General features: G+C 67.9%; 23 protein-coding genes. 11 read left to right on the top strand and 12 right to left on the bottom strand.

Features of this window, described 5'->3' with window-relative positions; translation table 11 throughout:
- Positions 1–468: 468 nt before the first annotated feature.
- Positions 469–2,910 carry a sigma-70 family RNA polymerase sigma factor gene (locus HDC94_RS02915; protein WP_179494716.1) on the bottom strand — a complete coding sequence of 814 codons (2,442 nt, stop codon included), beginning with the start codon at positions 2,908–2,910 and terminating at the stop codon, positions 469–471.
- A gap of 172 nt (positions 2,911–3,082) precedes the next feature.
- Here HDC94_RS02915 and HDC94_RS02910 point away from each other — a divergent pair, with 172 nt between their 5' ends.
- Positions 3,083–3,817, top strand: coding sequence for a hypothetical protein (locus HDC94_RS02910; RefSeq protein WP_179494714.1), 735 nt, complete (start codon positions 3,083–3,085; stop codon positions 3,815–3,817).
- Positions 3,818–3,840: 23 nt separating this feature from the next.
- Here HDC94_RS02910 and HDC94_RS02905 read toward each other — a convergent pair whose 3' ends face one another.
- From HDC94_RS02905 to HDC94_RS02895, 3 genes are read right to left on the bottom strand one after another with little or no spacing between them, the layout of a single operon-like run.
- Complete coding sequence (locus HDC94_RS02905) at positions 3,841–4,155, bottom strand: chorismate mutase (protein ID WP_179494712.1); 315 nt, start codon at positions 4,153–4,155, stop codon at positions 3,841–3,843.
- A 9-nt stretch (positions 4,156–4,164) separates the two neighbouring features.
- Complete coding sequence (locus tag HDC94_RS02900) at positions 4,165–4,824, bottom strand: GNAT family N-acetyltransferase (RefSeq protein WP_179494710.1); 660 nt, start codon at positions 4,822–4,824, stop codon at positions 4,165–4,167.
- Between the two features lie 7 nt (positions 4,825–4,831).
- A complete protein-coding gene (locus HDC94_RS02895; protein WP_179494708.1) occupies positions 4,832–6,118 on the bottom strand; it encodes an adenylosuccinate synthase in 1,287 nt (428 codons plus the stop codon).
- Positions 6,119–6,280: 162 nt separating this feature from the next.
- Between HDC94_RS02895 and HDC94_RS02890 the strand changes: the two genes are divergently transcribed.
- Positions 6,281–6,625, top strand: coding sequence for a hypothetical protein (locus HDC94_RS02890; RefSeq protein ID WP_179494706.1), 345 nt, complete (start codon positions 6,281–6,283; stop codon positions 6,623–6,625).
- Between the two features lie 6 nt (positions 6,626–6,631).
- Here the strand turns inward: HDC94_RS02890 and HDC94_RS02885 are convergent, their stop codons facing one another.
- Complete coding sequence (locus tag HDC94_RS02885) at positions 6,632–7,258, bottom strand: TrmH family RNA methyltransferase (protein WP_179494704.1); 627 nt, start codon at positions 7,256–7,258, stop codon at positions 6,632–6,634.
- Positions 7,259–7,412: 154 nt separating this feature from the next.
- On the opposite strand from HDC94_RS02885, the gene HDC94_RS02880 reads away from it, so the two are divergent.
- Both HDC94_RS02880 and HDC94_RS02875 read left to right on the top strand, forming a co-directional pair.
- Positions 7,413–8,276 carry a site-specific DNA-methyltransferase gene (locus HDC94_RS02880; protein WP_179494703.1) on the top strand — a complete coding sequence of 288 codons (864 nt, stop codon included), beginning with the start codon at positions 7,413–7,415 and terminating at the stop codon, positions 8,274–8,276.
- A 9-nt stretch (positions 8,277–8,285) separates the two neighbouring features.
- A complete protein-coding gene (locus tag HDC94_RS02875; protein WP_179494701.1) occupies positions 8,286–9,083 on the top strand; it encodes an HAD-IIA family hydrolase in 798 nt (265 codons plus the stop codon).
- A 3-nt stretch (positions 9,084–9,086) separates the two neighbouring features.
- On the opposite strand, the gene HDC94_RS02870 is transcribed toward HDC94_RS02875, so the two are convergent.
- The 3 genes from HDC94_RS02870 to HDC94_RS02860 are packed head-to-tail and all read right to left on the bottom strand — an operon-like array spanning position 9,087 to position 11,116.
- Positions 9,087–10,400, bottom strand: a complete 1,314-nt coding sequence (locus HDC94_RS02870) for a large membrane associated protein (protein ID WP_179494699.1) — start codon at positions 10,398–10,400, stop codon at positions 9,087–9,089.
- Positions 10,397–10,948, bottom strand: coding sequence for an orotate phosphoribosyltransferase (gene pyrE / locus HDC94_RS02865; protein WP_179494697.1), 552 nt, complete (start codon positions 10,946–10,948; stop codon positions 10,397–10,399). Before pyrE ends, HDC94_RS02870 begins: the two co-directional genes overlap by 4 nt.
- Before the next feature lie 9 nt (positions 10,949–10,957).
- A complete protein-coding gene (locus HDC94_RS02860) occupies positions 10,958–11,116 on the bottom strand; it encodes a hypothetical protein (protein ID WP_179494695.1) in 159 nt (52 codons plus the stop codon).
- Positions 11,117–11,216: 100 nt separating this feature from the next.
- On the opposite strand from HDC94_RS02860, the gene HDC94_RS02855 reads away from it, so the two are divergent.
- From HDC94_RS02855 to HDC94_RS02840, 4 genes are all read left to right on the top strand, one after another.
- Positions 11,217–12,053, top strand: coding sequence for an exodeoxyribonuclease III (locus tag HDC94_RS02855; protein WP_179494693.1), 837 nt, complete (start codon positions 11,217–11,219; stop codon positions 12,051–12,053).
- Positions 12,054–12,113: 60 nt separating this feature from the next.
- Positions 12,114–12,755 carry a GntR family transcriptional regulator gene (locus tag HDC94_RS02850; protein WP_179494692.1) on the top strand — a complete coding sequence of 214 codons (642 nt, stop codon included), beginning with the start codon at positions 12,114–12,116 and terminating at the stop codon, positions 12,753–12,755.
- Between the two features lie 136 nt (positions 12,756–12,891).
- Positions 12,892–14,286, top strand: a complete 1,395-nt coding sequence (locus HDC94_RS02845; protein ID WP_179494690.1) for a DUF6421 family protein — start codon at positions 12,892–12,894, stop codon at positions 14,284–14,286.
- Between the two features lie 4 nt (positions 14,287–14,290).
- Positions 14,291–15,364 (top strand): low specificity L-threonine aldolase, encoded by a 1,074-nt coding sequence (locus tag HDC94_RS02840; protein WP_179494688.1) that lies wholly within the window; start codon positions 14,291–14,293, stop codon positions 15,362–15,364.
- Positions 15,365–15,450: 86 nt separating this feature from the next.
- Here HDC94_RS02840 and HDC94_RS02835 read toward each other — a convergent pair whose 3' ends face one another.
- Positions 15,451–16,500 (bottom strand): zinc-dependent alcohol dehydrogenase family protein, encoded by a 1,050-nt coding sequence (locus HDC94_RS02835; protein WP_179494686.1) that lies wholly within the window; start codon positions 16,498–16,500, stop codon positions 15,451–15,453.
- Between the two features lie 202 nt (positions 16,501–16,702).
- On the opposite strand from HDC94_RS02835, the gene acs reads away from it, so the two are divergent.
- Entirely contained in the window at positions 16,703–18,688 is a 1,986-nt protein-coding gene (gene acs / locus HDC94_RS02830) for an acetate--CoA ligase (protein WP_179494684.1), read from the top strand.
- 178 nt (positions 18,689–18,866) lie between these two features.
- Here acs and HDC94_RS02825 read toward each other — a convergent pair whose 3' ends face one another.
- Positions 18,867–21,020, bottom strand: coding sequence for an ATP-dependent Clp protease ATP-binding subunit (locus tag HDC94_RS02825; RefSeq protein ID WP_179494682.1), 2,154 nt, complete (start codon positions 21,018–21,020; stop codon positions 18,867–18,869).
- A gap of 74 nt (positions 21,021–21,094) precedes the next feature.
- Positions 21,095–22,528, bottom strand: a complete 1,434-nt coding sequence (locus HDC94_RS02820; protein ID WP_179494680.1) for a helix-turn-helix transcriptional regulator — start codon at positions 22,526–22,528, stop codon at positions 21,095–21,097.
- Between the two features lie 109 nt (positions 22,529–22,637).
- Between HDC94_RS02820 and HDC94_RS02815 the strand changes: the two genes are divergently transcribed.
- Together HDC94_RS02815 and glpX are read left to right on the top strand one after the other, a co-directional pair.
- Complete coding sequence (locus HDC94_RS02815; protein ID WP_179494678.1) at positions 22,638–24,464, top strand: phosphoenolpyruvate carboxykinase (GTP); 1,827 nt, start codon at positions 22,638–22,640, stop codon at positions 24,462–24,464.
- Positions 24,461–25,429 (top strand): class II fructose-bisphosphatase, encoded by a 969-nt coding sequence (gene glpX, locus HDC94_RS02810; protein ID WP_179494676.1) that lies wholly within the window; start codon positions 24,461–24,463, stop codon positions 25,427–25,429. The genes HDC94_RS02815 and glpX overlap by 4 nt, the downstream gene beginning before the upstream one ends.
- Positions 25,430–25,438: 9 nt before the next feature.
- Here glpX and HDC94_RS02805 read toward each other — a convergent pair whose 3' ends face one another.
- Positions 25,439–26,533: a methyltransferase gene (locus HDC94_RS02805; RefSeq protein ID WP_308495610.1), complete on the bottom strand. Its 1,095-nt coding sequence runs from the start codon at positions 26,531–26,533 to the stop codon at positions 25,439–25,441.
- Between the last annotated feature and the right edge of the window lie 14 nt (positions 26,534–26,547).

Raw genomic sequence — 26,547 nt, 5'->3', positions numbered from 1 at the left:
GAGAAAGCGGGCACCCTCTCGGGGGCGCCCGCTTTCTTCGTTCTGCTAGGTGCCGTGAAGGGTGGCCTCCGCGCCGCTCGCCCGTGTGTCGTCTTCAACGTCCGCAACGGGAACATCGTTTGCGTCGGTCCATAATCTGGGGGGACGAACCGACAACGAGGAACCCTCGTCTGGACGACGGGTAAAGAGGGCAAACGGCGCGGAGGGTCTATGGCCTTCGAGCGAGCCGAGGCGTCTCGTCCGGCGGTACCGGGGTCGCTTCAGCCACAACACGAAGGCAAGAATTGCGCCAGAGAGTGACGCGAGGATAGCCGCACATGCGAGCAGCGTCTCGGTCAGGGTCATTGACTCAGGGGCAACCGCGTCGACCTTCGACGCTGGCGAAACCCCCCTCTCTGGGAATGAGAGCCCCCGGGGGGCGATCCATTACGCGGTTTACCGAAAAACTTCCGAGAAGTTTTTCGGCGTCTATCGCGTGGTGACCGTGACCACTCCGATGGCGTACTGATCGCCCGTTGTCGACGCGGAGAGTGTGGCCCGAGAAGAGGCAAGCGGAGTGGGAAGGAAGCTCCCGACATCGACCCCGAAAGTGTTCGCCACGGCGGAGCCCACCGCGTAGGAGTAGAAGTGGTTGTCGGCCGGGGCGTCGGCCTCGGACCGGGCCAGCGTCACCCCGTCGAGTGACAGGCTGTCTCCACCGGTTCCGGCGTCACCCTCCCACGCAACAACGCCCGCGGTGACCTGCGAATTGGGAAGTCCCGCGACGACAAACGACACGTCGGAACTCGTCACGGGCTCGAAGCCGTCGAAGACGGCAACGCGGCCCGCGCTCAGGGAGGAGTCCTCGTACACGACCACGAGAGCCCACCCGGCGCTCACCCCACTCCCCACGACATCGAGGGGAACTGCGCTGGCACCCGGTCCGATGCGCGGGGCACTCGCTGCCCAGGAACCGGCTCCCCCCGCCGCGACGATGGATGTCACGTCGGCGAATGCCTGGTAGCTGTCGACACCGGAGACGATGGTGCGGTCGACCCGGGCCGCGGTGATCGGCGAGGAGTCGCCGCTCGGGGAGCGAAGAGTGAGCGACCCGATCGCCGCATCCGTATCGCCGGCCGGTTCTGGTGCCGACCAGTACAGCCCCGCGAACGCCACGTCGGCACCCTGCGGCATCGTGAGGGTGGTGCTCGATGAGACGGAACCAGTGCCCGCGGCGTCTTCTGCGATGAGATTCCACTGCTGGTTGTTCCACGCCGTACTATCGCCCTCGCGCGCCAGTGCTTCAGCGCAGCCCGGCAGGCTCACATCGCAGGTCAGGAAGGATGCCCCGACCGAGGTCGACGCGAGCGCCCCATCCGCGACGAAGCGAGTACCGAGGCCGCGGTCGAGAACCGGCCAGGGTGCCGCAGCCGCCACGGGCCCCACGTTGTGCGCGCGCACCTCGACGGCGGGCACCTCCACGACGTCGGCGGCCGTCGAGACCGTCACGGGGATGTAGACGGTGGAGGAGGAACCGGCGGCGAGCGTGGCAGCTTTGCACGCGACATCCGTGCCCGACTGGGAGCACGCCCAGTCGACGCCCGAGGACCGGACGGAACGCACGGAATCGAGATCCACTCCCGCCGGGAGGCGGAACGTCATGACGAGCTGCTTCGCCTCTCCGGAACCAACGTTGGTGGCGCGCCCCCCGAGCATGCCGTCTCGACCGAGCACCAGGGCGCCCAGGTCGTCCATCGCCACCTCGAGCTCGGGGAGAGCAGGCGGCGGCGTGACCGTCGGAGTCGGAGTGGGCGTGGGCTTCGTCGGTTGCGTAGGCGGGCTGACCGGCGGCGGAGTGGGAGGCGCGGTGCGCGTCGGCGGGGCGGAGGGAACCGGCGTCGGCGTCGGCGTGGGAGTCGGGGTTGCCGTGGGCGCAGTCGACGGGCTCAGCGGGGCCGAGCTCTCAGCCGGTGCGGCCGGCTGCTCCAGGGCCGAGTCCTCACTCGGGGCGAGCGCGATGGATGCCACGACCGCGACAGCCGCCACGACGGCTATCGCCAGCGCCGCACCGACGGCCAGGCTGACCCGCGACCCGTTGCGCACACCCCGACCGGGAAGTGCCGCCGCAGTCGCCGGGCTCGCCTGCGCACCACCAACGAGACCCGCCGTCGCGGCGCCACCGAGGATGAGGGGCGCGATGATGACCCGAAGTCCATGCCCGACGTCCCGGAGTTCGACGAGGATCGCGGAGCACTCGGCGCATTCCTCGACGTGCTTCTCGACCTTCGCCGATTCACGAGCGGCGAGCGAGCCATTGGCGTAGGCACCCAGTTTGCGGCGAAGCGCCTCACACTCGGCCGTGCGGGAGTCCGATGAAACGTGCGCCTGAAGGTAGGACTCACGCAGTCCCTCCCTGGCACGGTAGGCGAGAGCCGAAACTCCGTTGGCGGTGAGCCCGAGCAGCACGGCAACCTCCGGCGGGCGCATCCCCTCGACCTCGAGGTACCAGAGCACCGCCTGCCAGCGCTCGGGGAGGCCGGCGAATGCCGTCGTGACCATGCGGTTCTCGAAGGTGTCGACGGCCGGGTCGTTGATCTCCTCGGGCATCTCGAAAGGCGTGAAGTCGTCGGTGACCTGGGTGCGACGGCCCTTCTCCGTGAGCTCGTAGGCCTGGCGGCGGATCGCGGTGTAGACGTAGGCGCGGAATGAGACGTCGGGGCCTCCCCCGGCTCGCAGGGTGGAGTACGTCTTCTCGAAGGCGTCGCTCACGAGGTCGTCTGCGGTGAAGTCGTCCCGCGAGTAGTAGCGAGCCATCGCGGTGGCCGCCGGTGCATGCCTGGCATACAGCACGCCGAACGCCGAAGGGTCGCCGGATCGCACGGCGGCGATCAGCTCGGCGTCGCTTCGTGGGTCGACCTGCGGTGAGTGCATGTTGTTCTCCGCCCTCTGCCGGCATGCTCTGAGGGGCTTTGTGAGCTGAGGACTCGCGAATCTTTGCGAAACCCCATCATTATTGTCGAGTTCACGCGCGCGCGTGTGCCTCTATACACAATGAGAGGGAGAAATCGCGTCATGATGACGCGGTTTTGCCCTCTCATTTCTGATGAACGTTCCCAAGACCACCGCCACATCCGGCAGTGCGCCTTTCCTCGCCGACAAGTGGCAGGCAGTCGCACTGGCGGATGGCTGGCTGCACCCCGGCGACTGGTACAGCACCTCCGTCGGCGCGATGGTCACGGCACTCCTCGCGGGCGAGGGTGTGAACGAAGCTGCCGGCGCTCTGGGAGCCGACCGCGCCTCTCGCGGAGTTGGCATCTCCGAGGGCCTCCTCGACCTCGCCGCCCTCTACCGGGCCGCGGATGCCGGTGAGCCACCGTTCGCGGTGGCCAGGGCGTTCGCCACGGAGTGGACAGAGATCGCCACCACCACCGCCCTGGCCACGGGAACGACCGATTCACTCACGGGACTGCGTACCCGCGAATACCTCGGGGCACGGCTGAAGGAGATGTACGCGGAGCAGAGCGAGACCGGGGTCGCGGCATCCGATGCCTGGCGGCTCATCACGATCGAGGGGGATCGGATCACCGGCTGGCGCAGGGTGCTCCGCAACTGCGCGGTCGCGCGCGTGCTGTCCGAGGTGCTCGCCGCGGGTCAGACCAACGCGATCCTCGAAACCGGAACGTTCGTGAGCGTCGTGCATGCACCCACCGTCGAGGAGCACGCGATCCGCCTCCGGCATCGACTTCTCGCGCTCGACGACATGGAGAGTGTCACGGTGTCGACCGCGATCATGCCCCCGACCTACGACTCTGCGATCGAGTTGATCGCTGGCCTGTAGCGGCCAGCGCGCGTCGCTTCTGCCTACTGCTCGTCGCTGACGGCGATGGCGCCCGTCGCGATCGACTCGTGGTGGTGGATGACCTCGGCGACGATGAATCCGAGGAACTTCTCCGCAAAAGCCGGATCGAGATGGGATTCCTCGGCGAGCGCCCGCAACCGTGCTACCTGAATCGCCTCGCGATCGGGGTCGGATGCCGGGAGCCCGCGAGCAGCTTTGAGCACACCAACCTGCTGCGTGAACTTGAACCGCTCCGCTAGCAGGTGAACGAGTGCCGCATCGATGTTGTCGATGCTCTGGCGCAGCGAGGCAAGTTCGACGGGAGTGGGCTGGCTCATACGGTCAATCTAGTCGTCGTTGGCCGCACGATCATCCGCACTCGCGGGCGCAACCGGAGCATCGAAACGCTCCAGCCGCTCGCGAAGGGCGGAGCGCACCCGCGGCCAGTCGTCGATGGTCACGGAGTAGACGGCGGAGTCGCGCCACGTGGCATCCGCTCGCAGCATGTCCCGGCGCACGATGCCCTCGAAGGTGGCGCCGAGCTTGAGGATCGCAGCACGCGACCGCGAGTTGAGAGCATCAGCCTGGAGCTTGACCCGACCGAAGCCGTGGTCGAACGCCTCACCGAGCATCAGCAGCTTTGCTTCGGGATTGACCGCGGTGCCCCACACGGTCGGAGACCACGCCGTCCAGCCGATGTGCGCATGCTCGCGGGGTTCGTCGAAGTCGGAGAGCGTCGAGGTTCCGACAAGGCGGCCGGCCTCGGGTCCGCCCTGCAGCCGGGCGCCGTAGGTGATTCCGCGAGCCCACGGGTAGTACTCGGCCACGAACTCCCGGAAGCCCTCGATCGTGGGGGCGAACCCGGCAGGGCCACCGCCGTATCCACCCGCGAAAACGGAGGGATGCCCGATCGCCTCGTACAACTCGTCGGCGTCCGACGGCGACAGTGGTTCAAGGGTGATGAACTGGCCGCGAAGGATCCGAGGGAGCGGCGTGGAAGCGGTCATCCCCCGGCTAGCCGAGGAGGTCGTGGCGCACCACGATGGCGTCGCGCTGCGGGCCGACACCGATCGCCGAGATGCGGGCACCGCTCATGGCCTCGAGCGCGAGCACATAGTCCTGGGCGTTCTTCGGAAGGTCCTCGAAGGTGCGCGCACCGGAGATGTCCTCCGACCAGCCGGGGAACTCCTCGTAGATCGGCACGGCGTGGTGGAAGTCGCTCTGGCTGACCGGCACCTCGTCGAACCGCACGCCCCCGACGTCGTAGGCGACGCAGACGGGGATCCTCTCGAGACCCGTGAGGATGTCGAGCTTGGTGAGAACGTAGTCGGTCACCCCGTTGATGCGTGCCGAGTAGCGCGCGATGGGTGCGTCATACCATCCCGTACGGCGCGGACGACCGGTGGTGGTGCCGAACTCGAAGCCCCGCGTGCGCAGCCACTCACCCCACTCATCGTGGAGCTCGGTCGGGAACGGGCCGGCGCCGACGCGCGTGACATAGGCCTTGGCGATGCCGATGACGCGGTCGATGCGGTTGGGCGCGACGCCGGAGCCCGTCGCGGCTCCACCGCTCGTGGAGTTGGACGAGGTCACGAACGGGTAGGTGCCGTGGTCGACATCGAGCATCGTCGCCTGGCCGCCCTCGAAGACGACGGTCTTGCCCGCCTCCAGTGCCTTGTTGAGGAGGAGACCGGTGTCCGCGACCATCGGGCGCAGGCGCTCGGCGTACGACAGCAGGTCTTCCACGACCTCGTCCACCGCGATCGCGCGCCGGTTGTAGATCTTGACCAGCAGGTGGTTCTTCTGGTGCAGTGCACCCTCCACCTTCTGGCGCAGGATGTTCTCGTCGAAGATGTCCTGGATGCGGATGCCGACGCGGTTGATCTTGTCGGCATAGGCCGGCCCGATGCCGCGACCCGTGGTGCCGATCTGGCGCTTTCCGAGGAAGCGCTCGGTGACCTTGTCGAGGGTGCGGTGGTACTGCGTGATGACATGGGCGTTCGCACTGACGACGAGCTTCGAGACATCCACCCCACGGCTCGCGAGCGCAGTCAGTTCGTCGAAGAGCACCTCGATGTCGACGACCACGCCGTTGCCGATCACGGGCACGACGCCGTCGGTGAGGATGCCGGAGGGCAGCAGGTGCAGGGCGTACTTCTGGTCGCCGATGACGACCGTGTGGCCGGCGTTGTTGCCGCCGTTGAACTTGACGACGTAGTCGATGCGATCGGCAAGAAGGTCAGTAGCCTTGCCCTTGCCTTCGTCGCCCCACTGGGCGCCGATGATGACGATGGCGGGCATGAGTCACTCCTCAGTCGGGCTTGGGCCCCGGCCGCCGGTACCGTCGCGTCGCGTCGAAGACGCGGCGGGGCGGCCGTGCTCAGGGAATGACCAGTCTATCCGGCGTGCTGCCGCACGGTCATGTGCTGGCCCGAACGTCGACTGCCCGAATACCATTCACACATGACCAACGCAGGGCAGCCCCCATACGTACCAGCACCACAGGCCGCGGCACCGCGCAAGACAGGCGTCTGGCAACTCGTCGTCGGCATCCTGCTGATCTTCGCGTCGCTGTTCAGCCTGCCGCGGGGAATTGTCGGTGTCATCGTGACACTCACCCAGCCCGGCATGGTGAGCCCCGGGTACCCCCTGGGCGTTGCGATGTTCGGCGCGACGCTTCTCACCATTGGCATCGTGCTCGTCGTCCGCTCCGCGCGCATCAGGGCGGAGAATCGCGCAGCCCTTGTTGCCCCGGCCGTAGCTCCGGCACCGCCGTACGGTCCACCAACCGTGCCCCCGACGGCCTGACCTCTCTTACCGGGCGTGCTGCCGCACCCACGTGTGCATCACGATGGCGGCAGCCGCCGAGGCGTTGATGCTCCGGGTGGAGCCGTACTGGGTGATCTCCACCGCCAGGTCCGCAGAGGCGAGCGCCTCGGGCGTGAGCCCGGGACCCTCCTGGCCGAAGAGCAGGATGCAGCGTTCCGGCAGCTCGGTGCGCTCGATCGGCACGCTGCCCTCGAGGTTGTCGACGGCCACGATCGGCAGGTCGTGCTCGCGGGCCCACGCGACGAAGTCGGCGATCTCGGGATGGTGCAGAACGTGCTGGTAGCGGTCTGTGACCATCGCTCCGCGACGGTTCCAGCGTCGACGCCCGATGATGTGCACCGTGTCGGCGAGGAACGCGTTGGCCGTGCGCACGATCGAGCCGATGTTGAGGTCGTGCTGCCAGTTCTCGATCGCGACATGGAAGCCGTGGCGGCGCGTGTCGAGGTCGGCGACGATCGCCTCCATCGTCCAGTAGCGGTACCTGTCGATCACGTTGCGAGTGTCGCCGCGCTGGAGCAGTTCCGGGTCGTAGCGGGGATCATCCGGCAACTCCCCCTGCCACGGGCCGACACCGTGCGTGGTGAGCTCGGGGGTGGGGTTCTCGGCACTCACGTCGCCAGCCTACGCAGTGACGTCAATCCCAAGTGCAGGAGTTCCGCGTCGGTCGACGGCGATCTCCGGCATCCCGGCGCCCTGAGGTGGCCGCGTCCTGCATTTGGGATCAGGGTGGGCCACGCGAGGGGGCCCGGCCTGTTAATGTCAGGGAATGCACGAGCGCTGGCACGCGGACGGCCCGAACCGCGTCATCCACGGCGACAACCTGGACGTGATCCGCGAACTGCCGGATGCCAGCTTCCGCCTGATCTACCTGGACCCGCCGTTCAACACCGGCCGCACCCAGTCGCGCCAGAGCATCACCACGACACGCAATCCCGACGGGGCACGGACCGGCTTCAAGGGCCAGCAGTACGACACCGTCAAGGGTGCGCTCTACGGCTACGACGACCGGTTCGCCGACTACTGGGAGTTCCTCGAGCCACGGCTCGCCGAAGCGTGGCGGCTGCTCGACGACAGGGGCACCCTCTACCTTCACCTCGACTACCGCGAGGCGCACTACGCGAAAGTCGCTCTTGACGCGCTGTTCGGTCGGGAGTCCTTCCTCAACGAGCTCATCTGGGCCTACGACTACGGTGCTCGTGCCACACGCAAGTGGCCCTCCAAGCACGACACGATCCTCGTCTATGTGAAGGATCCGACCCAGTACTACTTCGACAACGCCGCGGTCGATCGCGAGCCGTACATGGCCCCCGGCCTCGTCACGCCGGAGAAGGCGGCGCTCGGCAAACTCCCGACGGACGTGTGGTGGCACACCATCGTCTCCCCGATGGGCAAGGAGAAGACGGGGTATGCCACGCAGAAACCGGAGGGGGTGCTGCGGCGGATAGTCCAGGCATCCAGTGCGCCCGGCGACTGGGTGCTCGACTTCTTCGCCGGGAGCGGCACGACGGGTGCAGTGGCCGCAGCCCTCGACCGGCGTTTCGTGCTCGTTGACGCGAACCCCGACGCGATCGGCGTGATGCGCTCACGGCTGCCCGAGGAGACACAGTTCATCCAAGGGGTGCGCCGCTAGCATTGCCGCATGGGTAACCGTGGCGAGATCGAATGCTGGCTGACCGACATGGACGGCGTGCTCGTCCATGAGAACAACCCGATTCCGGGTGCCGCAGAGCTGTTGCAGCAGTGGCGCGACGAGGGCAAGCCCTATCTCGTGCTCACGAACAACTCGATCTTCACGCCGCGCGATCTCAGTGCGCGGCTGAAGGCCTCCGGCCTGGTCGTGCCCGAGGAGTCCATCTGGACTTCAGCCCTGGCCACGGCCGACTTCCTCAAGTCGCAGATGCCCGGCGGCAGCGCGTTCGTGATCGGCGAGGCCGGCATCACGACTGCCCTCCACGAGGCTGGCTTCATCATGACGGAGACCAGCCCTGACTACGTCGTCATCGGCGAGACGCGCAACTACTCCTTCGAGGCCATCACCAAGGCGATCCGCCTGATCGGTGAGGGTTCGCGCTTCATCGTGACCAACCCGGATGCCACGGGCCCGAGCGCCGAGGGACCGATGCCCGCGACGGGCGCCGTCGCCGCCCTCATCACCAAGGCCACGGGACGCGAACCGTACGTCGTGGGCAAGCCCAACCCCATGATGTTCCGCTCGGCCATGAACAAGATCGGCGCGCACTCCGAGAACACGGGCATGATCGGTGACCGCATGGACACAGACATCGTCGCCGGTATCGAGGCGGGACTCCACACGATCCTGGTGCTCACGGGCATCAGCGACCAGGCCGAGATCAACCGCTACCCGTTCCGCCCTGACGAGGTGCTCACCTCGGTCGCCGAGCTCGTGTCCGCCGAGCCGATCGAGTCCGACGCGTAGCCGTTACGGGGCTGCCTGCGGCACGACGATCGACGCCGTGAGGTCCGCGCCGGAGGCGCGGTTGGCGAAGCAGAAGTAGGTGCGGTTGCCGGAGGCCCAGTCCGCCTCGTCCACGGCGAAACTCGCCGCGACCTGGATGTCCTGCGCGGTGCCCGCCACCTGGTAGTTGATGACGGACGGGGCTGTGCAGAGGAGGCCGATGCGCTTGGTCAACTCGTCGAAGCCCGGGTAGGCGGCATCCGCTGCGTCATCGAACTGGCCGCGCACGAGCATCTGTGCGGGATGCGGCGTTCCACAGTCCACGACGGTGTACTGCTCCTGCCACGCCGACTCGAAGGGTGCGAGGCACTCGCCGCCCAGCAGCTGGTCCCACTCGTACTCGCCCGGAAGCACCGGGCCGACCTGGGGCGCGGCGACCGTGGGCTCGGGAGTCGGGCTGGCCGTGGGGGTGGGCGCGGGCGCCGCGGTCGGGGCGCCCGCGAGACGCTGCCCGAGCATGAAGAGCGCCAGAAGTGCGAGCAGAGCGACGAGGCCTCCCGCCACCCAGAGCAGGATCTTCTGCGTGCGGGGCATGGGTGCGCGCGCCGCGGGCTTCGAACGAGCACCCGGGTCGGACGGCGGCGGACCGGAGAGGAGGGGCTCGCCCTCGTAGTCCTGGAACTGGTTGTCGCCGAAGAGATCGTCGATCGGAGACTGTGGGTTCGACTCGCCCTCCGGGCCATCGAGCCCGATGATCTCGGCTTCGATGACCTCGGTCGCGCCGTCGAGGGATGCATCGACAGGGCGTGCCTGCCACGGCTCCCACTGCTGGGGCTCCAGTTCCCGGCTGGAGAGACTCGTCTCGGCGAGCTCGGGGAGCGTGAACGCCTGGGTCGGAACATCCGCCGAGGGCATCGCAACGGTGGGCGGGAAGTCCGGAACGACAGGCGGAGGCGACGCGGCGGGAGCGGGTGGGACGGGAGGGGTTGGCGGCACCGTCGGCGGAGGCACGGGAGGGCTGGGGACCTCGGCACCCGGCTCGAGGTTCCACGTGAATGTCTGGGCTGGCGGCTCCACGAGCGGGGGCGGCGCTGCGGCGGGAGGGGGCGTTGCGGGCGCTACCGGGGGCGGCGCCGCTACCGGCTGGGGCGGCAGCTGCGTGGTGGGTGGTGCGGGCGGAACAGGAGGCGTCGGCGGAGCAGGAGCTGCGGGCGGGACCGGCGGCACGGGGCGCTGCACGGGCACGGTGCCGGTGGGGTCGAACTGGCTCGCGAGCCAGTCACTCGGATCGAGTTCGTCCTTCTCGTCCTCGCCCTCCCGGTCGCGCTCGTCGGTCATCGCGGGAGCCCGAGATCATCCAGTCCGATCGCGGCGAAATACGGGTAGCCCTCGGCCTCGATGCGCTCGCGAGCGCCGGTGCTGCGGTCGACGACGACGGCGACGGCGGCGATCTCCGCGCCGACCTTCTTGAGTGCTTCGATCGCGGCAAGAGGCGAGCCGCCAGTGGTGGATGTGTCCTCGAGGACGATCACGCGCTTTCCCGCGAGATCCGGCCCCTCCACCTGGCGTCCGCGGCCGTGGTCCTTCGGTTCCTTGCGCACGACGAAAGCATCGTACGAGAGGCCGCGAGCCGCACCCTGGTGCAGCACGGCGGAGGCGATCGGGTCGGCGCCCATCGTCAGACCGCCGACGGCCGCGACATCCGGAACCTCGGCGATCAGATCGAGCATGACCTGCCCGATGAGCGGCGCGACGCGATGGTCGAGGCTGACCTTGCGCAGGTCGACGTAGTACGTCGCCTTCTTGCCGCTCGTGAGCGTGAAGTCGCCATGGAAGACGGCGTCGGAGGAGATGTAGTCGATGAGCTGCTGCTTCGCGTCGGTCACACCGCAAGCCTACTGAGTGACCCCCGGGGTCGGGATGCCCGCCACCGCAGCGAGAACGCAGGCGACAACGAGCACAACCAAGGCGACAACGGAGACAACGATCGCGCGGCGGGAATCCGATCGATCCTGCGCCGCTTCATGGTCGAGGAGCTTGTGAGGGAACGTCACTCATGAACTGTACGTCTGTACCCCGGTGTTGTACCCGCCCCAGTTGAGGGGAGGACAGGACGTGGTTCTCCCGTCGGTGCAACCTTGTACCGTGGAGTTCATGCGTGTTGCGACCTGGAATGTGAACTCCATCCGAAGCCGGGTCGGCCGGGTGGTGGACTGGCTCGGGCGCGAGGACGTCGACGTGCTCGCGATGCAGGAGATCAAGTGCACCGAGGCGCAGTTCCCCTATGCGGCCTTCGCCGACGCGGGTTACGAGGTCGAGCTGCACGGTCTCAACCAGTGGAACGGCGTCGCGGTCGCGAGTCGACTCCCCATTGAGGATGTCACCGTCGGGTTCCCCGACGCCCCGGGTTTCGGCAAGCCGCTGCCCGACGGCAGCCTGCCCCTCGAAGCACGCGCGCTCGGTGTCACCGTCAACGATGTGCGCCTGTGGAGCCTGTACGTGCCCAACGGTCGCGAGCTCGACAATGCCCACTACCCCTACAAGCTCGCGTGGCTCGCGGCCCTCGCGGCGGACACCCGCGCGTGGCTCGCCGAGAACCCCGGCCAGCCCCTCGCGCTCATGGGCGACTTCAATATCGCCCCCTTCGACCACGACGTGTGGGACATCCAGGCGTTCGCCGGCAAGACGCACGTGAGCCAGCCTGAGCGCGACGCATTTGCGGCGCTCGAGAACGCAGGCCTCGTGGATGCACTCCGCTCCCGTGGCATCGAGGGCTACACGTACTGGGACTACCAGCAGCTCCGATTCCCCCGCAACGAGGGCATGAGGATCGACTTCATTCTTGGTTCGCAGGCCTTCGACGACCTCGTCACCGCTGCCCGAATCGACCGCGAGGAGCGCAAGGGCGATGCCCCCAGCGACCACGTTCCGGTTGTCGTGGATCTCGACCTGGAGACCGAGGACGAGGACGACCGCCCGATGTTCCTGTAGGCGACGCATCCGTCTCGTCGTGGTTCGCTCCCCCGAACGGGGGGCACTTAGGATGGCGGCATGAGCACGATCGATCCACGGATCTCGTCGAGTCCGGTGGTCACGCAGGTCTTCGAGCAGTTATTGTCCGAGATGATGAGTGGCGAACTCCTGCCCGGCCAACGCATCAGCGATGCTGATCTGGCCGTGCGGTTCGGGGTGTCGCGCACGCCTGTTCGGGAGGCACTGCAGAAGCTCCGCGATATCGGGCTGATCGAGGCATCCGCCAGTCGCTTCACGCGCGTGACAGACGTGACGCCGGAGCAGACCGACCAGGCATTCACCGTGTGGAAGGCGCTCTACCCACTGCTTCTCGAGGACGCGATCCCCGTCGTCGATGCCGATACCGTCGCGCTGCTCGAGGCGGACCACGCCGAGTATCTGGAGGCGCTCCCCACCCTCGTGGGGCAGCGCATCGCCACCGCCAACTTCCTGTTCTTCTCGCGCCTGAACGCGTTCACGAGCAACGCGATTCTTCTGCGGTCGCTCGTTGCCGTCGTGCACATCGTGCGGATCGGCAGCCTCTACCTACCGAGGCACATCGACTTCACGAGCCTCGCGCGAGCGCAGAGCCTCATCATCGATGCCGCTCGACAGCACGATCCCGCGAAGGCACGCGAGGCGATGGAGCAGCTGCGCGGCATCGAAGTTCCGCTCTCCTGAGTTCCCTTGCGCGAGATCAGGGGAAAGCTGCGCGTTCTCTGGCGTTGACGCAACGATGCCTCGCGCATCGCAATCAAAGAGCGACAGGGCGCGGATAGCCTCGAAGTAAGGATCAATCGAGGAACGGAGGTGACCCATGTCACGTGTCCAACAGACCGTCGTAGGAGAACCCGAGGTTCTCGAGGACTCGCAGGCATGGCTCGACCTCAAGGCCGCCGCCTCCGAGCTGCGGCAGTTCCAGTCGAAGGACGGCAGCATCGAGGATGCCGCGGCTCACGCACGAGCGAATGAGCTGGTCGCGAGCATCCGCGCCGCCCTGCCGACGTTCGCCGGGGCGCTCCCGCACGACGCGGAGTACCTCGACGCGCTCGACGTCGACTTCGCCCGCTGGGCCGATGAGGGCTTCGGTGTGCCCGACTTCCTCGACTCGCTGCAGGCGTTCCAGCCGCAGCGCGACCGCGTGAACGGACTGCGTCACCTCGTCGTCTTCCCCATGTACACGCAGAACGGGTCGAGCGAACGGCTCGTGGAGGCGGTGCTCGTCGAGGTCGTGTGGCCGGACTTCGTGGCATCCCTCGAGGCCGGTGACTACTCGAACGGCCTGTTCGTGCCGATCCGGTTCCTCGACTTCACCGAGGGCTACGACACGAACTCGGCGGTGCTGTTCCCCGAGACCGTCGCGATGCGCTCCATCCCCACCTTCACCTGGGGTGCGATCTTCGCGGATCGTGAGGCTGCCCGCTTCCGTCGGGTGGTGCGCGCGGCATCCGAGATCACCAAGCTCGAGCTGCCCGAGGACGCCCAGCGACTCCTGGACGACCAGGCTGTGGCGGAGGAGACCTTCGTGATGTGGGACCTCATCCACGACCGCACCCACATGCGCGGCGACCTGCCGTTCGATCCGTTCATGATCAAGCAGCGGATGCCCTTCTTCCTGTACTCCCTCGAGGAGCTGCGCTGCGACCTCACGGCGTTCCGCGAGTCGGTGCGCCTCTCGCGGGCGGACGACGCTTCGAGTGCCTCAGCGAACGGGGAGGTTACGCGCGACCGCGCCAAGCTCGTGCAGTACGCCGTGATCTTCGACAGGATCTTCCGGTTCGCGATCACCGGCACACGCGTGCGCAACTACGACGGGCTCGGCGGCCAGTTGCTCTTCGCGTGGCTGCACCAGCACCACGTGCTGCACTGGACCGACACGGCGCTCGCGATCGACTGGGAGCAGGTGCCGGATGTCGTCGTGGCGCTGTCGGATGCGATCGACGAGCTGTACTGGAAGTCGATCGACCGCCCGAAGATCGCGCACTGGCTCGCCGCGTACGACCTCGTCGCCTCGACGCTGACGCCGCACCCGGCCTCGGCCTGGGCGCGCGGGCTGCCAGACGAGATCCTGGCCGGGCCGCCCAAGGGCTACACGGATGCCGTGATGGACGACGAGTTCCCGCTGTCCATGTTCTACGAGGCGCTCTCCAAGAAGATGGCCGACGTGATCGAGTCGACTCGCGGGATCACCGCTAGCGGCCTGCAAGACTGACTCCATGACGAGACTGCACGACCCCTCCTACCGCGGTTTCGCGAGCGACAACTACGCCGGCGCGCACCCCGAGGTTCTCGCCGCACTTGCGGATGCGAACGAAGGCCACCAGATCGCCTACGGCGAGGACGTCTACACGGCGCGGCTGCAGGAGGTCGTGCGCGGTCACTTCGGCGACCAGGCTGAGGCGTGGCCGGTGTTCAATGGCACGGGCGCCAACGTGACAGCCCTCACGAGCATGCTCCCTCGGTGGGGCGCGGTGGTCGCGACGTCGACCGCGCACATCCACACCGATGAGAACGCGGCGCCCGAGCGGGTATCCGGTCTCAAGCTGCTCACGGTTGACACCCCCGACGGCAAGCTCACGCCCGAGCTCATCGGCACCGAGGCGTGGGGCTGGGGCGACGAACACCGCGCGCAGCCCCTCGCCGTGAGCATCACGCAGACGACCGAGCTCGGCACGCTGTACACGGTCGACGAGGTGCGTGCGATCGCGGACTACGCGCACGAGCGCGGGATGCTGCTGCATATGGACGGTGCACGCGTGTCGAACGCTGCGGCGGCGCTCGGGACGGGGTTCGCGGAGTTCACGTCCGAGGCTGGCGTTGATGTCCTCAGCTTCGGGGGGACCAAGAACGGGCTCGTGTTCGGGGAGGCCATCGTGGTGCTGAACCCCGCAGCATCCGACGGCCTCGTGTACCTGCGCAAGCTCAACATGCAGCTCGCATCGAAGATGCGGTTCGTGTCGGCGCAGCTCATCGCGCTGCTCGAAGGCGACCTGTGGCTGCGGTCGGCGTCGCACGCGAACGCGATGGCGGCGCGGCTGCGGTCGGCGCTCGAGGATGCGATCTCGACGGGCTCGATCAACGGAAGTTCGCTCGGCTTCACGCAACCAACCCAGGCCAACGCCGTGTTCGCAACACTGCCGCCCGGGGTCGCCGACAAGCTGCGCGAGAGTTTCCGGTTCTACGACTGGAACCCCGCCACCGGAGAGGTGCGCTGGATGACCGCGTGGGACACGACCGAGGCCGACATCGACACCTTCGTGGCAGCGATCGCAGACCAACTCGCTCGCTGAGGAGGTGCGCAGCACCGTCTCGAAGTGCACCACGCGGGTGACCCTTCGAGACGCGACCTTCGGTCGCTCCTCAGGGAGCGGTTGGACTACGGGCGCAGCAGCACCTTCGTAGCGCGGCGCTCGTCCATGGCGGCGTAGGCCTCGGCTGCCTCGCTCAGCGGCAGCTCGAGGTCGAAGACGCGACCCGGGTTGATGGCTCCCGAGAGCACCTCGGGCAGCAGCTCGTCGATGTAGTTGCGCACGGATGCCACGCCGCCATTGACCCCGACGTTGGTGCCGAACATCGTCTGGATAGGCAGCTCCGGTCCGCCGTTCGGCACGCCGACGAAGCCGACCATGCCGCCGGGGCGCGCCGACTTCAGCGCCTGGTCCATCGACTCCTTCGTGCCGACGCACTCGAGCACGCAGTCGGGCCCGATGCCATCGAACATCTCCTTCACGCGCTTGATGCCCTCGGCCCCGCGCTCCTCGATGATGTCGTCGGCGCCGAACTCGCGCGCGATCTCCTGGCGGTCAGCGTGACGCGACATCGCGACCACGCGGGATGCCCCGAGCCGCTTCGCGGCGAGTACCGCACAGAGCCCGACCGCGCCATCCCCGACGACAACCACGGTGCTGCCCGCGGTGACGCCTGCCGAGACTGCGGCGTGGTGGCCGGTGCCCATGACGTCGGCGAGGGTCAGGAGGCTCGGAATGAGCTCGGGGGCGGGCATCCCCGGCGTTGCGACGAGGGTCCCGTCGGCGAGCGGCACGCGCACGACCTCGCCCTGGGCGCCGTCGACGAAGTCACCGTTGCGGTCCGGTGCGCCCCACCAGCCACCGTGGAGGCAGCTCGTGCTCACGCCATTGCGGCAGTTGATGCACGTCATGTCGCACCAGTAGAACGGCGCGATGACGAAGTCGCCGACCTTGATCGTCGTGACCTCGTCGCCGATCTGCTCGACGATTCCGACGAACTCGTGGCCGATGCGGCGCGGCTTGGTCGTGGGCGTGACCCCGCGGTAGGGCCACAGGTCGGAGCCGCAGACGCACGCGGCGCTCACGCGCACGATGGCATCGGTGGGCTTGAGGAGCGCGGGGTCCGGGACCTCTTCGCTGCGGATGTCGTGCGGGGCGTGGATGACGGTGGCGAGCATGGGTTCAGGCTACGCGCACGCTCGCCCGTGCCGCGACGACCGGCATGATCCCAAATACAGGAGATCGGCACGACCGACAGCGGCGGCAACCCGAAGAGGCGCGCTTGAGCGCCCCCACTCCTGCATTTGTGATCGCGCGGTGATGTTTCGGCGAGTGACAACTGCTTCGGGATGCCGCGGGCCCGTCGCATAGCGTTGAGTCGTGACATCCGCGCCCTTCAATGAACTGCTCGTCGAGACCCGCTCGTTCCCGCCGCCCGCGCACTTCGCGATCGACTCGAACGTGGCCGCCGATGCTTGGGAGCGCGCCGCCGCCGACCCCGTCGCGTTCTGGGAGGAGGCGGCCGGGCGACTGAAGTGGGACACCCCCTGGACCGTCGCGCACACGTGGGAGCCCGCCGCCGGACCCGACGGCCTGCAGCCGCCCGTCGCCGAGTGGTTCTCGGATGGCACCCTCAACGTCGCGGTGAACTGCGTCGATCGGCACGTCGATGCCGGCCTCGGCGACAAGGTCGCGTACTACTTCGAGGGCGAGCCGGGCGACCGCCGGGCGATCACCTTCGCCGAGCTGCAGCGCGAGGTGTCGAAGGCCGCCAACGCGCTGGAAGCACTCGGCGTGACGAAGGGTGACCGCGTCGTCATCTATCTGCCAGTGATCCCTGAGACCGTGATCATCACGCTCGCGGTGGCCCGCATCGGTGCCATCCATTCGCTCGTCTTCGGTGGGTTCTCGGCCGAGGCGCTGCGATTCCGCGTCGAGGACACGGGGGCGAAGCTCGTGGTCACGAGTGACGGGCAGTTCCGCCGGGGCAAGGCCGTGCCCGTGAAGCAGAACGCGGATGCCGCGGTCGAGGGCCTCGACCATGTCGAGCACGTTCTCGTGGTCAACCGCACTGGCCTCCAGGTCGACATCACCGAGGGACGCGACGTCTGGTGGCACGACATCGTGGACTCGCAGCCTTCGCATCACGAGGCCGAGTCGTTCCCCGCCGAGACCCCGCTCTTCATCATCTACACCTCGGGCACCACGGGTAAGCCGAAGGGCCTCGTGCACACCTCCGGCGGCTACCTCACGCAGGCGAGCTGGACGCACTGGGCTGCCTTCGACGCGAAGGACAATGACGTGCACTGGTGCACCGCCGACCTCGCGTGGGTCACGGCGCACACCTACGAGCTGTACGGGCCGCTGTCGAACGCAACCACGCAGGTGATCTACGAGGGCACGCCGGACACCCCGTCGCGCACCCGACACCTCGAGATCATCGAACGCTACGGCGTCACGACGTACTACACGGCGCCCACGCTCGTGCGGACGTTCATGACGTGGTTCCCCGAGGGGCTGCCGTCGGGGTTCGACCTCTCGAGCATTCGCCTGCTCGGGTCGGTCGGTGAGTCGATCAACCCCGCGGCGTGGGTGTGGTTCCGCGAGCAGTTCGGTGCCGGCACCGCACCCGTCATCGACACCTGGTGGCAGTCCGAGACGGGCGCCGCGATCATGGCGCCCATCCCCGCCTGGACCACGATCAAGCCGGGCTCGGCGACTCGAGCGCTGCCCGGCCTGAAGACACTCGTGGTGGATGACGCGGGCGAGCCGGTACCGCCGGGCGCTGGCGGCTACCTCGTGATCGAGGGCACATGGCCCTCCATGGCGCGCACGGTGTGGGGCAACCCCCAGCGCTACCTCGACTCGTACTGGGCGCGCTTCGCCGACCGCGGATACTTCTTCTCCGGCGACGGCGCGAAGGCCGACGCCGACGGCGACATCTGGCTGCTCGGACGCGTCGACGACGTGATCAATGTCTCCGGCCACCGTCTGTCGACCATCGAGATCGAGTCGGCGCTGGTCGCCCACCCGCTGGTGGGCGAGGCCGGAGTGACGGGAGCCGACGACGCGACCACGGGAGAGGCGATCGTGGCCTTCGTGCTCGCCGCAACGGATGCCGCGACCGACGACCTCGCGCAGGAACTGCGCGCCCACGTGGCCGCCGCCATCGGGCCGATCGCCAAGCCACGGGACATCCACATCGTGCAGGACCTGCCGAAGACCCGCTCGGGCAAGATCATGCGACGCCTGCTGCGCGACATCGTCGACGGTCGCCCGCTCGGCGACACGACGTCACTCCAGGACCCGACGGGCCCGGAGCGCATCGCGGCAGTGGTGGCTGCGTCGCGCACACCCGCTCGCTGAAGTCTCGCCTAATCCCAAAGAGCGCGCTGATTGACATCCTTCGCGCACATATGCACGCCTCTCGCCAATACCGCAGCTTCTCGCGGTGTGCTCCTCAAACAGCGCGCTGATTGGCAGACTACGAGCAACTAGGCGCGCGGCGACCCGCGCGGCACCGCGCAGAACCAGCCCGCTGCCGTTACTCCCCCAGACGCGTGACGGAGAGGCCGTCTCCACCGTCGGCGACCGTCACGTAGACCGTCTCGCCGTCGCGGATCTCGCCCGAGAGCAGCGCCTTCGCGAGTCGGTCGTCGATCTCGCGCTGCATGAGCCGCCGAAGCGGGCGCGCACCGTAGATCGGGTCGTAGCCGCGCTCGGCCAGCCAGTAACGGGCATCGGGGGTTACCGCGAGCTCGAGACGGCGGTCCGCCAGTCGACGCGACAGCCGGTCGATGTACAGCTCGACGATCTGCGAGAGGTCGTCGGTCGACAGCGGCGAGAACACCACGATGTCGTCCAGACGGTTGACGAACTCCGGCTTGAACGCCTGGCGCACGAGCTCGTTCACCGCTTCCTTGCGCTGCTCCCACGGCAGCGACTGGTCGGTGATGAACTGGCTGCCGAGGTTCGACGTCAGGATCAGGATGACGTTGCGGAAGTCGACCGTACGCCCCTGCCCATCGGTCAGGCGGCCGTCGTCGAGAACCTGCAGCAGCACGTCGAAGACCTCGGGATGCGCCTTCTCCACCTCGTCCAGGAGGATCACCGAGTACGGCCGACGCCGCACTGCCTCCGTGAGCTGGCCACCCTGCTCGTAACCGACATAGCCGGGAGGGGCGCCGACGAGCCGCGACACGGAGAACTTCTCCCCGTACTCGCTCATGTCGATGCGCACGAGGGCCTTCTCATCGTCGAACAGGTACTCCGCGAGCGCCTTGGCGAGTTCTGTCTTGCCCACACCGGTGGGCCCGAGGAACAGGAACGAGCCCGTCGGACGGTCGGGGTCGGAGATGCCGGCACGTGTGCGGCGCACCGCTTCGGACACGGCGGCCACGGCATCCTTCTGTCCGATCAGTCGCTTGCCGAGCTCTGCCTCGAGGTGGAGGAGCTTCTCGGTCTCGCCCTGGGTGAGCTTGTCGACGGGAACGCCTGTCCACGCGGCGACGACGGCGGCGATGTCCTCCTCGGTCACCTGGTCGTTGACCATGCGCGGGCCGGTCGGCTCGTTCTGCTCCGCCGCCGCGAGGGCCTCCTCGATGCGCGGGATGGTCTCGTAGTTGAGCTTGGACGCCTTCTGATAGTCGCCCTCGCGCATGGCGCGGTCGAGCTGAATGCGGGCATCGTTGAGCTGCGTCTTCAGGTCGCCCACTCCCGTGAGCGACGCCTTCTCGGTCTTCCACCGCGCCTCGAGCGCGTCGAGCTCCTTGCCGCGGGCGGCGAGATCCTCGCGCAGCTTCTCGAGACGGGCCTTGGATGCCTCGTCCTTCTCCTTCTTGAGTGCGAGCTCCTCGATCCGAAGCCGATCCACCGCGCGCTTGAGCTGGTCGATCTCGACGGGCGACGAGTCGATCTCCATCTTGAGCCGCGACGCGGCCTCGTCGATGAGGTCGATGGCCTTGTCGGGCAGCTTGCGTCCGGAGATGTAACGGTTGCTGAGCGTGGCGGCGGCCACGAGAGCCGAGTCCGCGATCGCGACCTTGTGGTGGGCTTCGTAACGCTCCTTGAGACCACGGAGGATCGCGACTGTGTCCTCGACGGAGGGCTCACCCACGAACACCTGCTGGAAGCGGCGCTCCAGCGCGGCGTCCTTCTCGATGTACTGGCGGTACTCGTCGAGCGTGGTCGCTCCGATGAGACGCAGCTCACCGCGGGCGAGCATGGGCTTGAGCATGTTGGCTGCCGCCACCGAACCCTCACCGCCACCAGCACCCATAAGGGTGTGGAGCTCGTCGATGAACGTGATCACCTGGCCGTCGGAGTCGTTGATCTCCTTGAGAACGGCCTTCAGCCGCTCCTCGAACTCACCGCGGTACTTGGCGCCCGCGACGAGCGCCGCGAGGTCGAGCGCGATGAGGGTCTTGTCTTTGAGGGAGTCGGCGACGTCACCCGCGACGATGCGCTGGGCGAGGCCTTCGACCACGGCCGTCTTGCCGACGCCGGGCTCCCCGATGAGCACGGGGTTGTTCTTGGTTCGGCGCGTGAGCACCTGACTGACCCGGCGGATCTCAGCGTCCCGCCCGATGACCGGGTCGAGCTTGCCGCTGCGGGCGATGTCGGTGAGGTTCACGCCGTACTGCTCGAGGGCAGTCTTCTGCTCCTCGTCGGTGCCAGGGGCACCCTGCATGTTCGCCATCTGGGCGTGCCTTTCTAAAACTTGAGTTGGTTCGACTCAAGTTTACTCCTCGCAGGGGGTCGGATGCTAGTGCCCTAGTCCCCCGCGTTGTGCGCGTCGAGGAACTCGAAGAGCTCCCGATCGTCCACCCCGGGGTAGGTACCGGAGGGCAACGGCGAGAAGATGTGGGCGTGCACCTTGGCGCTCGTCCAGGCACGGCCGGACCAGCGCGCCTCGAGATCGGCCGGCGGACGCTTGCAGCACGAGGCATCCGGGCACTTGGAGTGCTCGCGCCGGGTCACCTCGCGACCGCGGAACCACTTGGATGCATCGAACGGCACCCCGATCGTGATCGAGAACTCGTCCGTGGCGCTCGTGCCGGTCTGCGTCGACTCGAAGAACGTGCCCTCCGGGGTGTCGGTGTACTGGTAGAACTCGGTGGTGCGGTTGGTGCGCGTGAAGGCGCGGCGGGCACTCCAGCGTCGGCAGACGATCTGGCCCTCGACGCCTCCCTGCACGTCGACGGGAAAGCGCAGACCGTCGTTCTCGTAAGCCTTGCTGATCGATCCGTCTCCCCCGACCCGGAGGAAGTGCACGGTCATGCCGAGGTGGGCGGTCGCGAGGTTGGTGAACCGCAGCGCTGCCGCCTCGTGGGTGACGCCGAAGGCATCCCGGAAGTCCTCGAGCGCGATGTCCTTGTCGGCCTTGGCCTGCGTGAGGAACCGCACCGACTCCCCCTGGGGCATGAGGCACGCCGCAGCGAAGTAGTTGATCTCCAGCCGCTGCTGGAGGAACTCGGCGTAGTCGCGCGGCGCCGTGTGACCGAGCAGACGGTGCGCAACGGCTTGGAGCGCCATCGAGCGAAGACCGTGTCCGCCCGGGATCGACGCCGGCGGCAGGTAGATCCTGCCGTTCTCCAGGTCGGTCACCGATCGGGCTGAGTGCGGCAGGTCGCCGACGTGCACGATCTCGAAGCCGAGGGATGCCGCGATCCGCGCGACCGATCGATGGGTGAGCGCCCCCGTGGTGTGGCCGGCCTCCGCGACGACCCGCTCCGCGAGGTCCTCCAGCTCTGGCAGGTAGTTGTTGCGTTCCCGCATGCGAATGCGCAGCTCCGTGTTGGCACGCCGCGCCTCCTCGGGGGTGGCGATGGCCTCGCGCGATCGTCGATCAAGCTCACGATGCATCCCGACCAGTACCGACAGCACCTCGTCCGGCATGCTCCGGCCAGGGCGCAGAGCGGGGAGCCCGAGCTCGGCGTAGACATGGCTCGACTGCGCGCGCTCGAGCTCGATCTCGAGGGCGGCGCGCTCGGAGGGCGGCGTCTCGTCGAGGAATTGGCTGAGCGGCACACCGAGGTGATCAGCGATGTCGGAGAGAAGTGAGAGCCGCGGTTCCCGCCTGCCGTTCTCGTGCAAGGAGAGCTGGCTGGGTGAGACACCCACCGCGTCCCCCAGTTCGCCCAACGTCATGCCCGCGGCCGTGCGGTAGTGCCTGAGTCGCTGGCCGAGGGTTGTCAGATCCGCCATTCGTCCACGATATGTCAAATATGGCTTAACTTTCCAGCATTTCATTCGCTCACACTGAACGTTCGCGCTCCAGAGTCTAAGTAAGCACATTCTTTACGGAGGACGAACGATGACGACAACACTCCCGAGAACCCTTGAGGCCTGGGTCGAGGAGCAGACCGAATTGCTCCAGCCCGACGGCATCGTCTGGGTTGATGGCTCCCGCGCCCAGCTCAACGGCCTCCTGCGGGCCATGGTCGACTCTGGCCAGCTCACCCAGCTCAACCCAGAGCACCGCCCGTACAGCTTTCTCGCGCGCAGTGACCCCGACGACGTTGCTCGCGTCGAGAGCCGCACGTTCGTCTGCTCCAAGAACGAGGCCGATGCCGGCCCGACAAACAACTGGCGGGAGCCCACCGAGTTGAAGGCGGAGATGACCGAGCTGTTCCGCGGCGCTATGCGCGGCCGCACTCTCTACGTCGTGCCCTTCTCGATGGGTCCGGTCGGCGGACCGCTCTCCCGCATCGGCGTGCAGCTCACCGACTCCCCCTACGTCGTCGCGAGCATGTCCATCATGACGCGCGTGGGAGACGACGTGCTCAGCCGTATCGCCGCAGGCGACAGCTGGGTGCCGGCGCTCCACTCGGTCGGTGCGCCCCTCGAGCCGGGGCAGCAGGATGTCGCGTGGCCGAGCAATCCCACCAAGTACATCGCCCACTTCCCCGAGTCGCGGGAGATCTGGTCGTTCGGATCGGCCTACGGAGGCAACGCCATCCTCGCGAAGAAGTCCTTCGCCCTGCGCATCGCGTCGGTCATGGCGCGCGACGAGGGCTGGCTCGCCGAGCACATGCTCCTCATCAGGGTCACCGACCCGGGCGGTCGCCGTTTCCACATCGCCGCGGCCTTCCCGAGCGCGTGCGGCAAGACCAACTTCGCGATGCTACGGTCGACCATCCCCGGATGGACGGTCGAGACGCTTGGCGACGACATCACGTGGATCGCTCGCGGGGACGACGGGCGTCTCCGCGCGATCAACCCGGAAGCCGGCTTCTTCGGCGTTGCCCCGGGCACCGGCCCCGCGACGAATCCGACCGCTGTCGACACCATCTGGGGCAACACGATCTTCACCAATGTGGCCCTCCGCGAGGACGGCGACGTCTGGTGGGAAGGACTCACCGACACCGCACCGAAGGGCCTCACCGACTGGCAGGGTAGGCCGTGGAACCCCGCGGCCGGACCCGCAGCCCACCCCAACGCGCGGTTCACCGTTCCGGCATCGCAGTGCCCCTCGATCGCGCCAGACTGGGACGACCCGGCGGGCGTGCCACTCGACGCGATCCTGTTCGGCGGGCGCCGGGCATCCAACGTTCCGCTCGTCGCGCAGGCGCGCGACTGGCAGCACGGGGTCTTCCTCGGGGCGACGATCGCCTCCGAGCGCACCGCCGCCGCCGAGGGCACGGTGGGCGAACTGCGCCGGGACCCCTTCGCGATGCTCCCGTTCTGCGGGTACAACATGGCCGACTACTTCGGGCACTGGCTCGAGCTCGGCGAGAGCCTCGGTGCCGAGGCGCCCGCGATCTTCCAGGTGAACTGGTTCCGCAAGGGGTCGGATGGCTCGTTCCTCTGGCCGGGCTTCGGCGAGAACGGTCGCGTGCTCACCTGGATCATCCAGCGCATCACGGGAGAGATCGGAGCCGCGGACACCCCCGTCGGCCTCGTGCCGACTCCGAACACGATCGACCACCTCGCTGCGGGTGTCTCCGCCCGGGACTGGGAGGCCCTGTTCGACCTGGACGTGAACTCGCTCCTCGACGAGGCAGACGACACGGAACGGTTCCTCGACGGGTTCGGGGAGCGTCTGCCCGCGGAGGTCAGGGCGCAGCTGGCCGACCTGAGGCGCCGGCTCGAGACTCGGCTCGGCGTCGAGGCGGCCTCGCTCCAGCGCGCCGTCGCGTGAACGCCGCAGCGATCCCCGATCGCAACCTCGCGCTCGAGCTCGTACGCGCAACGGAGGCGGCCGCCATCCGGGCGAGTTCGTTCGTCGGGCTCGGTGACAAGAATGCGGCCGACGGTGCGGCGGTCGACGCCATGCGCGCGTTCCTCGGCACCGTCGCGTTCCGGGGCACCGTCGTGATCGGAGAGGGCGAGAAGGACCAGGCCCCGATGCTGTTCAACGGCGAGGTTGTCGGGCTCGGGTCTGGGCCGGAGTGCGACATCGCTGTCGACCCGATCGACGGCACGTCGCTGACGGCGGCCGGGAGGCCCGGCGCGATCTCAATGATCGCGGCATCCGATCGGGGCACGATGCTCGACGCGTCGAGCGTGTTCTACATGGAGAAGATCGTCGCCGGGCCGGAGGCGATCGGGGTAGTCGATATCAGGAACCCCATCGGTGAAAACCTCCGAGCCCTGGCATCCGTTCTCGGCAAACGGGTCGGGGAACTCGCGGTTGGGGTACTCGACCGGCCACGGCACCAGGTCCTCATCGAGGAGATCCGCGCCGCGGGTGCGGGGACCCGACTCCTCCTCGACGGCGACGTCGGTGGTGGAATCGCTGCCGCGAGTCTCGAGGGTGAGCTCGATCTCTGCGTCGGCACCGGCGGCAGCCCGGAGGGGGTCGCCACCGCGTGCGCGGTCAAGGCGCTCGGTGGACTCATCCAGGGCAGGCTCGTCGCGCGGGACGACGACGAACGAGCACGCGGGGAGGCGGCTGGCCTCCGTTTCGATACCCACTACGAAGCCGACGAGCTCGTGAAGGGCAACAACACGTTCTTCGTCGCGACGGGTGTCACCGACGGGCCGCTCGTCGCGGGAGTGCGGCACCGTGGCGCGATCATCCGTACCGAGAGCGTCGTCGTGCGCGGAGCTTCCGGCACGATGCGTCGGGTGCTCGCGGACTACCGGGCGGAGCGCTGGGTTTAGAGGCTCTGCCTAGCGGCGCGTCGACGCTGTCACGGTGAACTTGCGGTTGCGCGACACCTCACGCGTCGGCCCGACCGCGCGCGCGAGTTCGGCGCGGTACCCGAGATGCGAGTTGTAGACCGTCCAGAGCTCGCCGCCGGGCTTGAGGATGCGGGCCGCAGCCGCGAAGAGCTTCGACGCGATGCCCGTGTGCACCGTCGATCCCGTATGGAAGGGCGGGTTGAGCAGCACGAGGTCGACGCTCGCATCCGGGATGCTGGAGCCCGCGTCGTCCTGCAGCGCCGTGATCGTGGTGACGCCGTTGAGAGCGACGTTCTGCTCGGTGGCGCGCACTGCTGCTGCCGAGACATCCGTTGCGGTGATGTGCAGGTGCGGTCGGGCTTGGGCGAGGGTGATCGCGAGGATGCCCGAGCCGCAGCCCAGGTCGACGGCGCTGGTAGCGGCAGGCGCTACCTCGTCGAGCACCTCCAGCATCGCCCGCGCGCCGATGTCGAGCAGACCGCCCGCGAAGACACCCGGGGCGCCGTGGAGCTGTATGCCGAGATCGGTATGGATGCCACGACTCTCGTTCGACCGCGCGCTGGGTATGGGGTTCGCGACCCGCAGAGCCCGCGACTTCTGCCTCGCCGGGAGCACGTCAAGACTTGCGAAGTGCTGCTTCAGCACCTCGTTTATGCGGAGAGTCATGTGTTTGATGCGCCCACCGGCATACACGGTTGCGTCCGGCGAAACGCCCCCTGCGAGCGCCCAGGCGACGTCCGCGACGCGGTCGAGGCTTCGCGGAAGTTGCCAGAGCACGACCCGCACGCCAGCGAGCGAGTCACGGTCATCGAGGTCCTCATGTCGGTAGTCAGCGAGCCCGCCAGCATTCGCGGCGAGGGCGCGCTCGCCCACGATCGAGTCCTGATGCACGAGCACGCCCCGAGCACCCAGCGCGATTGCCCCGAGCGTGAGTGCACCGTAGTTGTCGTCGACGACGAGAACGCCGTCGGGGTTGGCGCGTATGTCCTCGGCCGCCTTGTCGAGGAGCAGGCGGTCCGTGGCATCCACGGCGACTAGGTTCGGCGCCTCGATGTCGGGCCAGCGGCGGAGACTCTCCAGCACCTCAATCCCCAATG

Origin of the sequence: Leifsonia sp. AK011 (assembly GCF_013410945.1) — a bacterium.
In the GTDB taxonomy this organism is placed as follows: Bacteria; Actinomycetota; Actinomycetes; order Actinomycetales; family Microbacteriaceae; genus Rhodoglobus.
This window is presented reverse-complemented; position numbering and strand designations above follow the sequence as displayed.

What these genes read in the sequence shown, in the direction of transcription:
- HDC94_RS02880 (WP_179494703.1), top strand. Translation starts at nt 7,413, where the DNA reads ATGCACGAGCGCTGGCACGCGGACGGCCCGAACCGCGTCATCCACGGC.
- HDC94_RS02840 (WP_179494688.1), top strand. Translation starts at nt 14,291, where the DNA reads ATGACGAGACTGCACGACCCCTCCTACCGCGGTTTCGCGAGCGACAAC.
- HDC94_RS02850 (WP_179494692.1), top strand. Translation starts at nt 12,114, where the DNA reads ATGAGCACGATCGATCCACGGATCTCGTCGAGTCCGGTGGTCACGCAG.
- HDC94_RS02915 (WP_179494716.1), bottom strand. Translation starts at nt 2,910, where the DNA reads ATGCACTCACCGCAGGTCGACCCACGAAGCGACGCCGAGCTGATCGCC.
- HDC94_RS02815 (WP_179494678.1), top strand. Translation starts at nt 22,638, where the DNA reads ATGACGACAACACTCCCGAGAACCCTTGAGGCCTGGGTCGAGGAGCAG.
- HDC94_RS02895 (WP_179494708.1), bottom strand. Translation starts at nt 6,118, where the DNA reads ATGCCCGCCATCGTCATCATCGGCGCCCAGTGGGGCGACGAAGGCAAG.
- HDC94_RS02845 (WP_179494690.1), top strand. Translation starts at nt 12,892, where the DNA reads ATGTCACGTGTCCAACAGACCGTCGTAGGAGAACCCGAGGTTCTCGAG.
- HDC94_RS02870 (WP_179494699.1), bottom strand. Translation starts at nt 10,400, where the DNA reads ATGACCGACGAGCGCGACCGGGAGGGCGAGGACGAGAAGGACGAACTC.
- HDC94_RS02910 (WP_179494714.1), top strand. Translation starts at nt 3,083, where the DNA reads ATGAACGTTCCCAAGACCACCGCCACATCCGGCAGTGCGCCTTTCCTC.
- HDC94_RS02905 (WP_179494712.1), bottom strand. Translation starts at nt 4,155, where the DNA reads ATGAGCCAGCCCACTCCCGTCGAACTTGCCTCGCTGCGCCAGAGCATC.
- HDC94_RS02855 (WP_179494693.1), top strand. Translation starts at nt 11,217, where the DNA reads ATGCGTGTTGCGACCTGGAATGTGAACTCCATCCGAAGCCGGGTCGGC.
- HDC94_RS02900 (WP_179494710.1), bottom strand. Translation starts at nt 4,824, where the DNA reads ATGACCGCTTCCACGCCGCTCCCTCGGATCCTTCGCGGCCAGTTCATC.
- HDC94_RS02825 (WP_179494682.1), bottom strand. Translation starts at nt 21,020, where the DNA reads ATGGCGAACATGCAGGGTGCCCCTGGCACCGACGAGGAGCAGAAGACT.
- HDC94_RS02835 (WP_179494686.1), bottom strand. Translation starts at nt 16,500, where the DNA reads ATGCTCGCCACCGTCATCCACGCCCCGCACGACATCCGCAGCGAAGAG.
- HDC94_RS02890 (WP_179494706.1), top strand. Translation starts at nt 6,281, where the DNA reads ATGACCAACGCAGGGCAGCCCCCATACGTACCAGCACCACAGGCCGCG.
- HDC94_RS02875 (WP_179494701.1), top strand. Translation starts at nt 8,286, where the DNA reads ATGGGTAACCGTGGCGAGATCGAATGCTGGCTGACCGACATGGACGGC.
- HDC94_RS02820 (WP_179494680.1), bottom strand. Translation starts at nt 22,528, where the DNA reads ATGGCGGATCTGACAACCCTCGGCCAGCGACTCAGGCACTACCGCACG.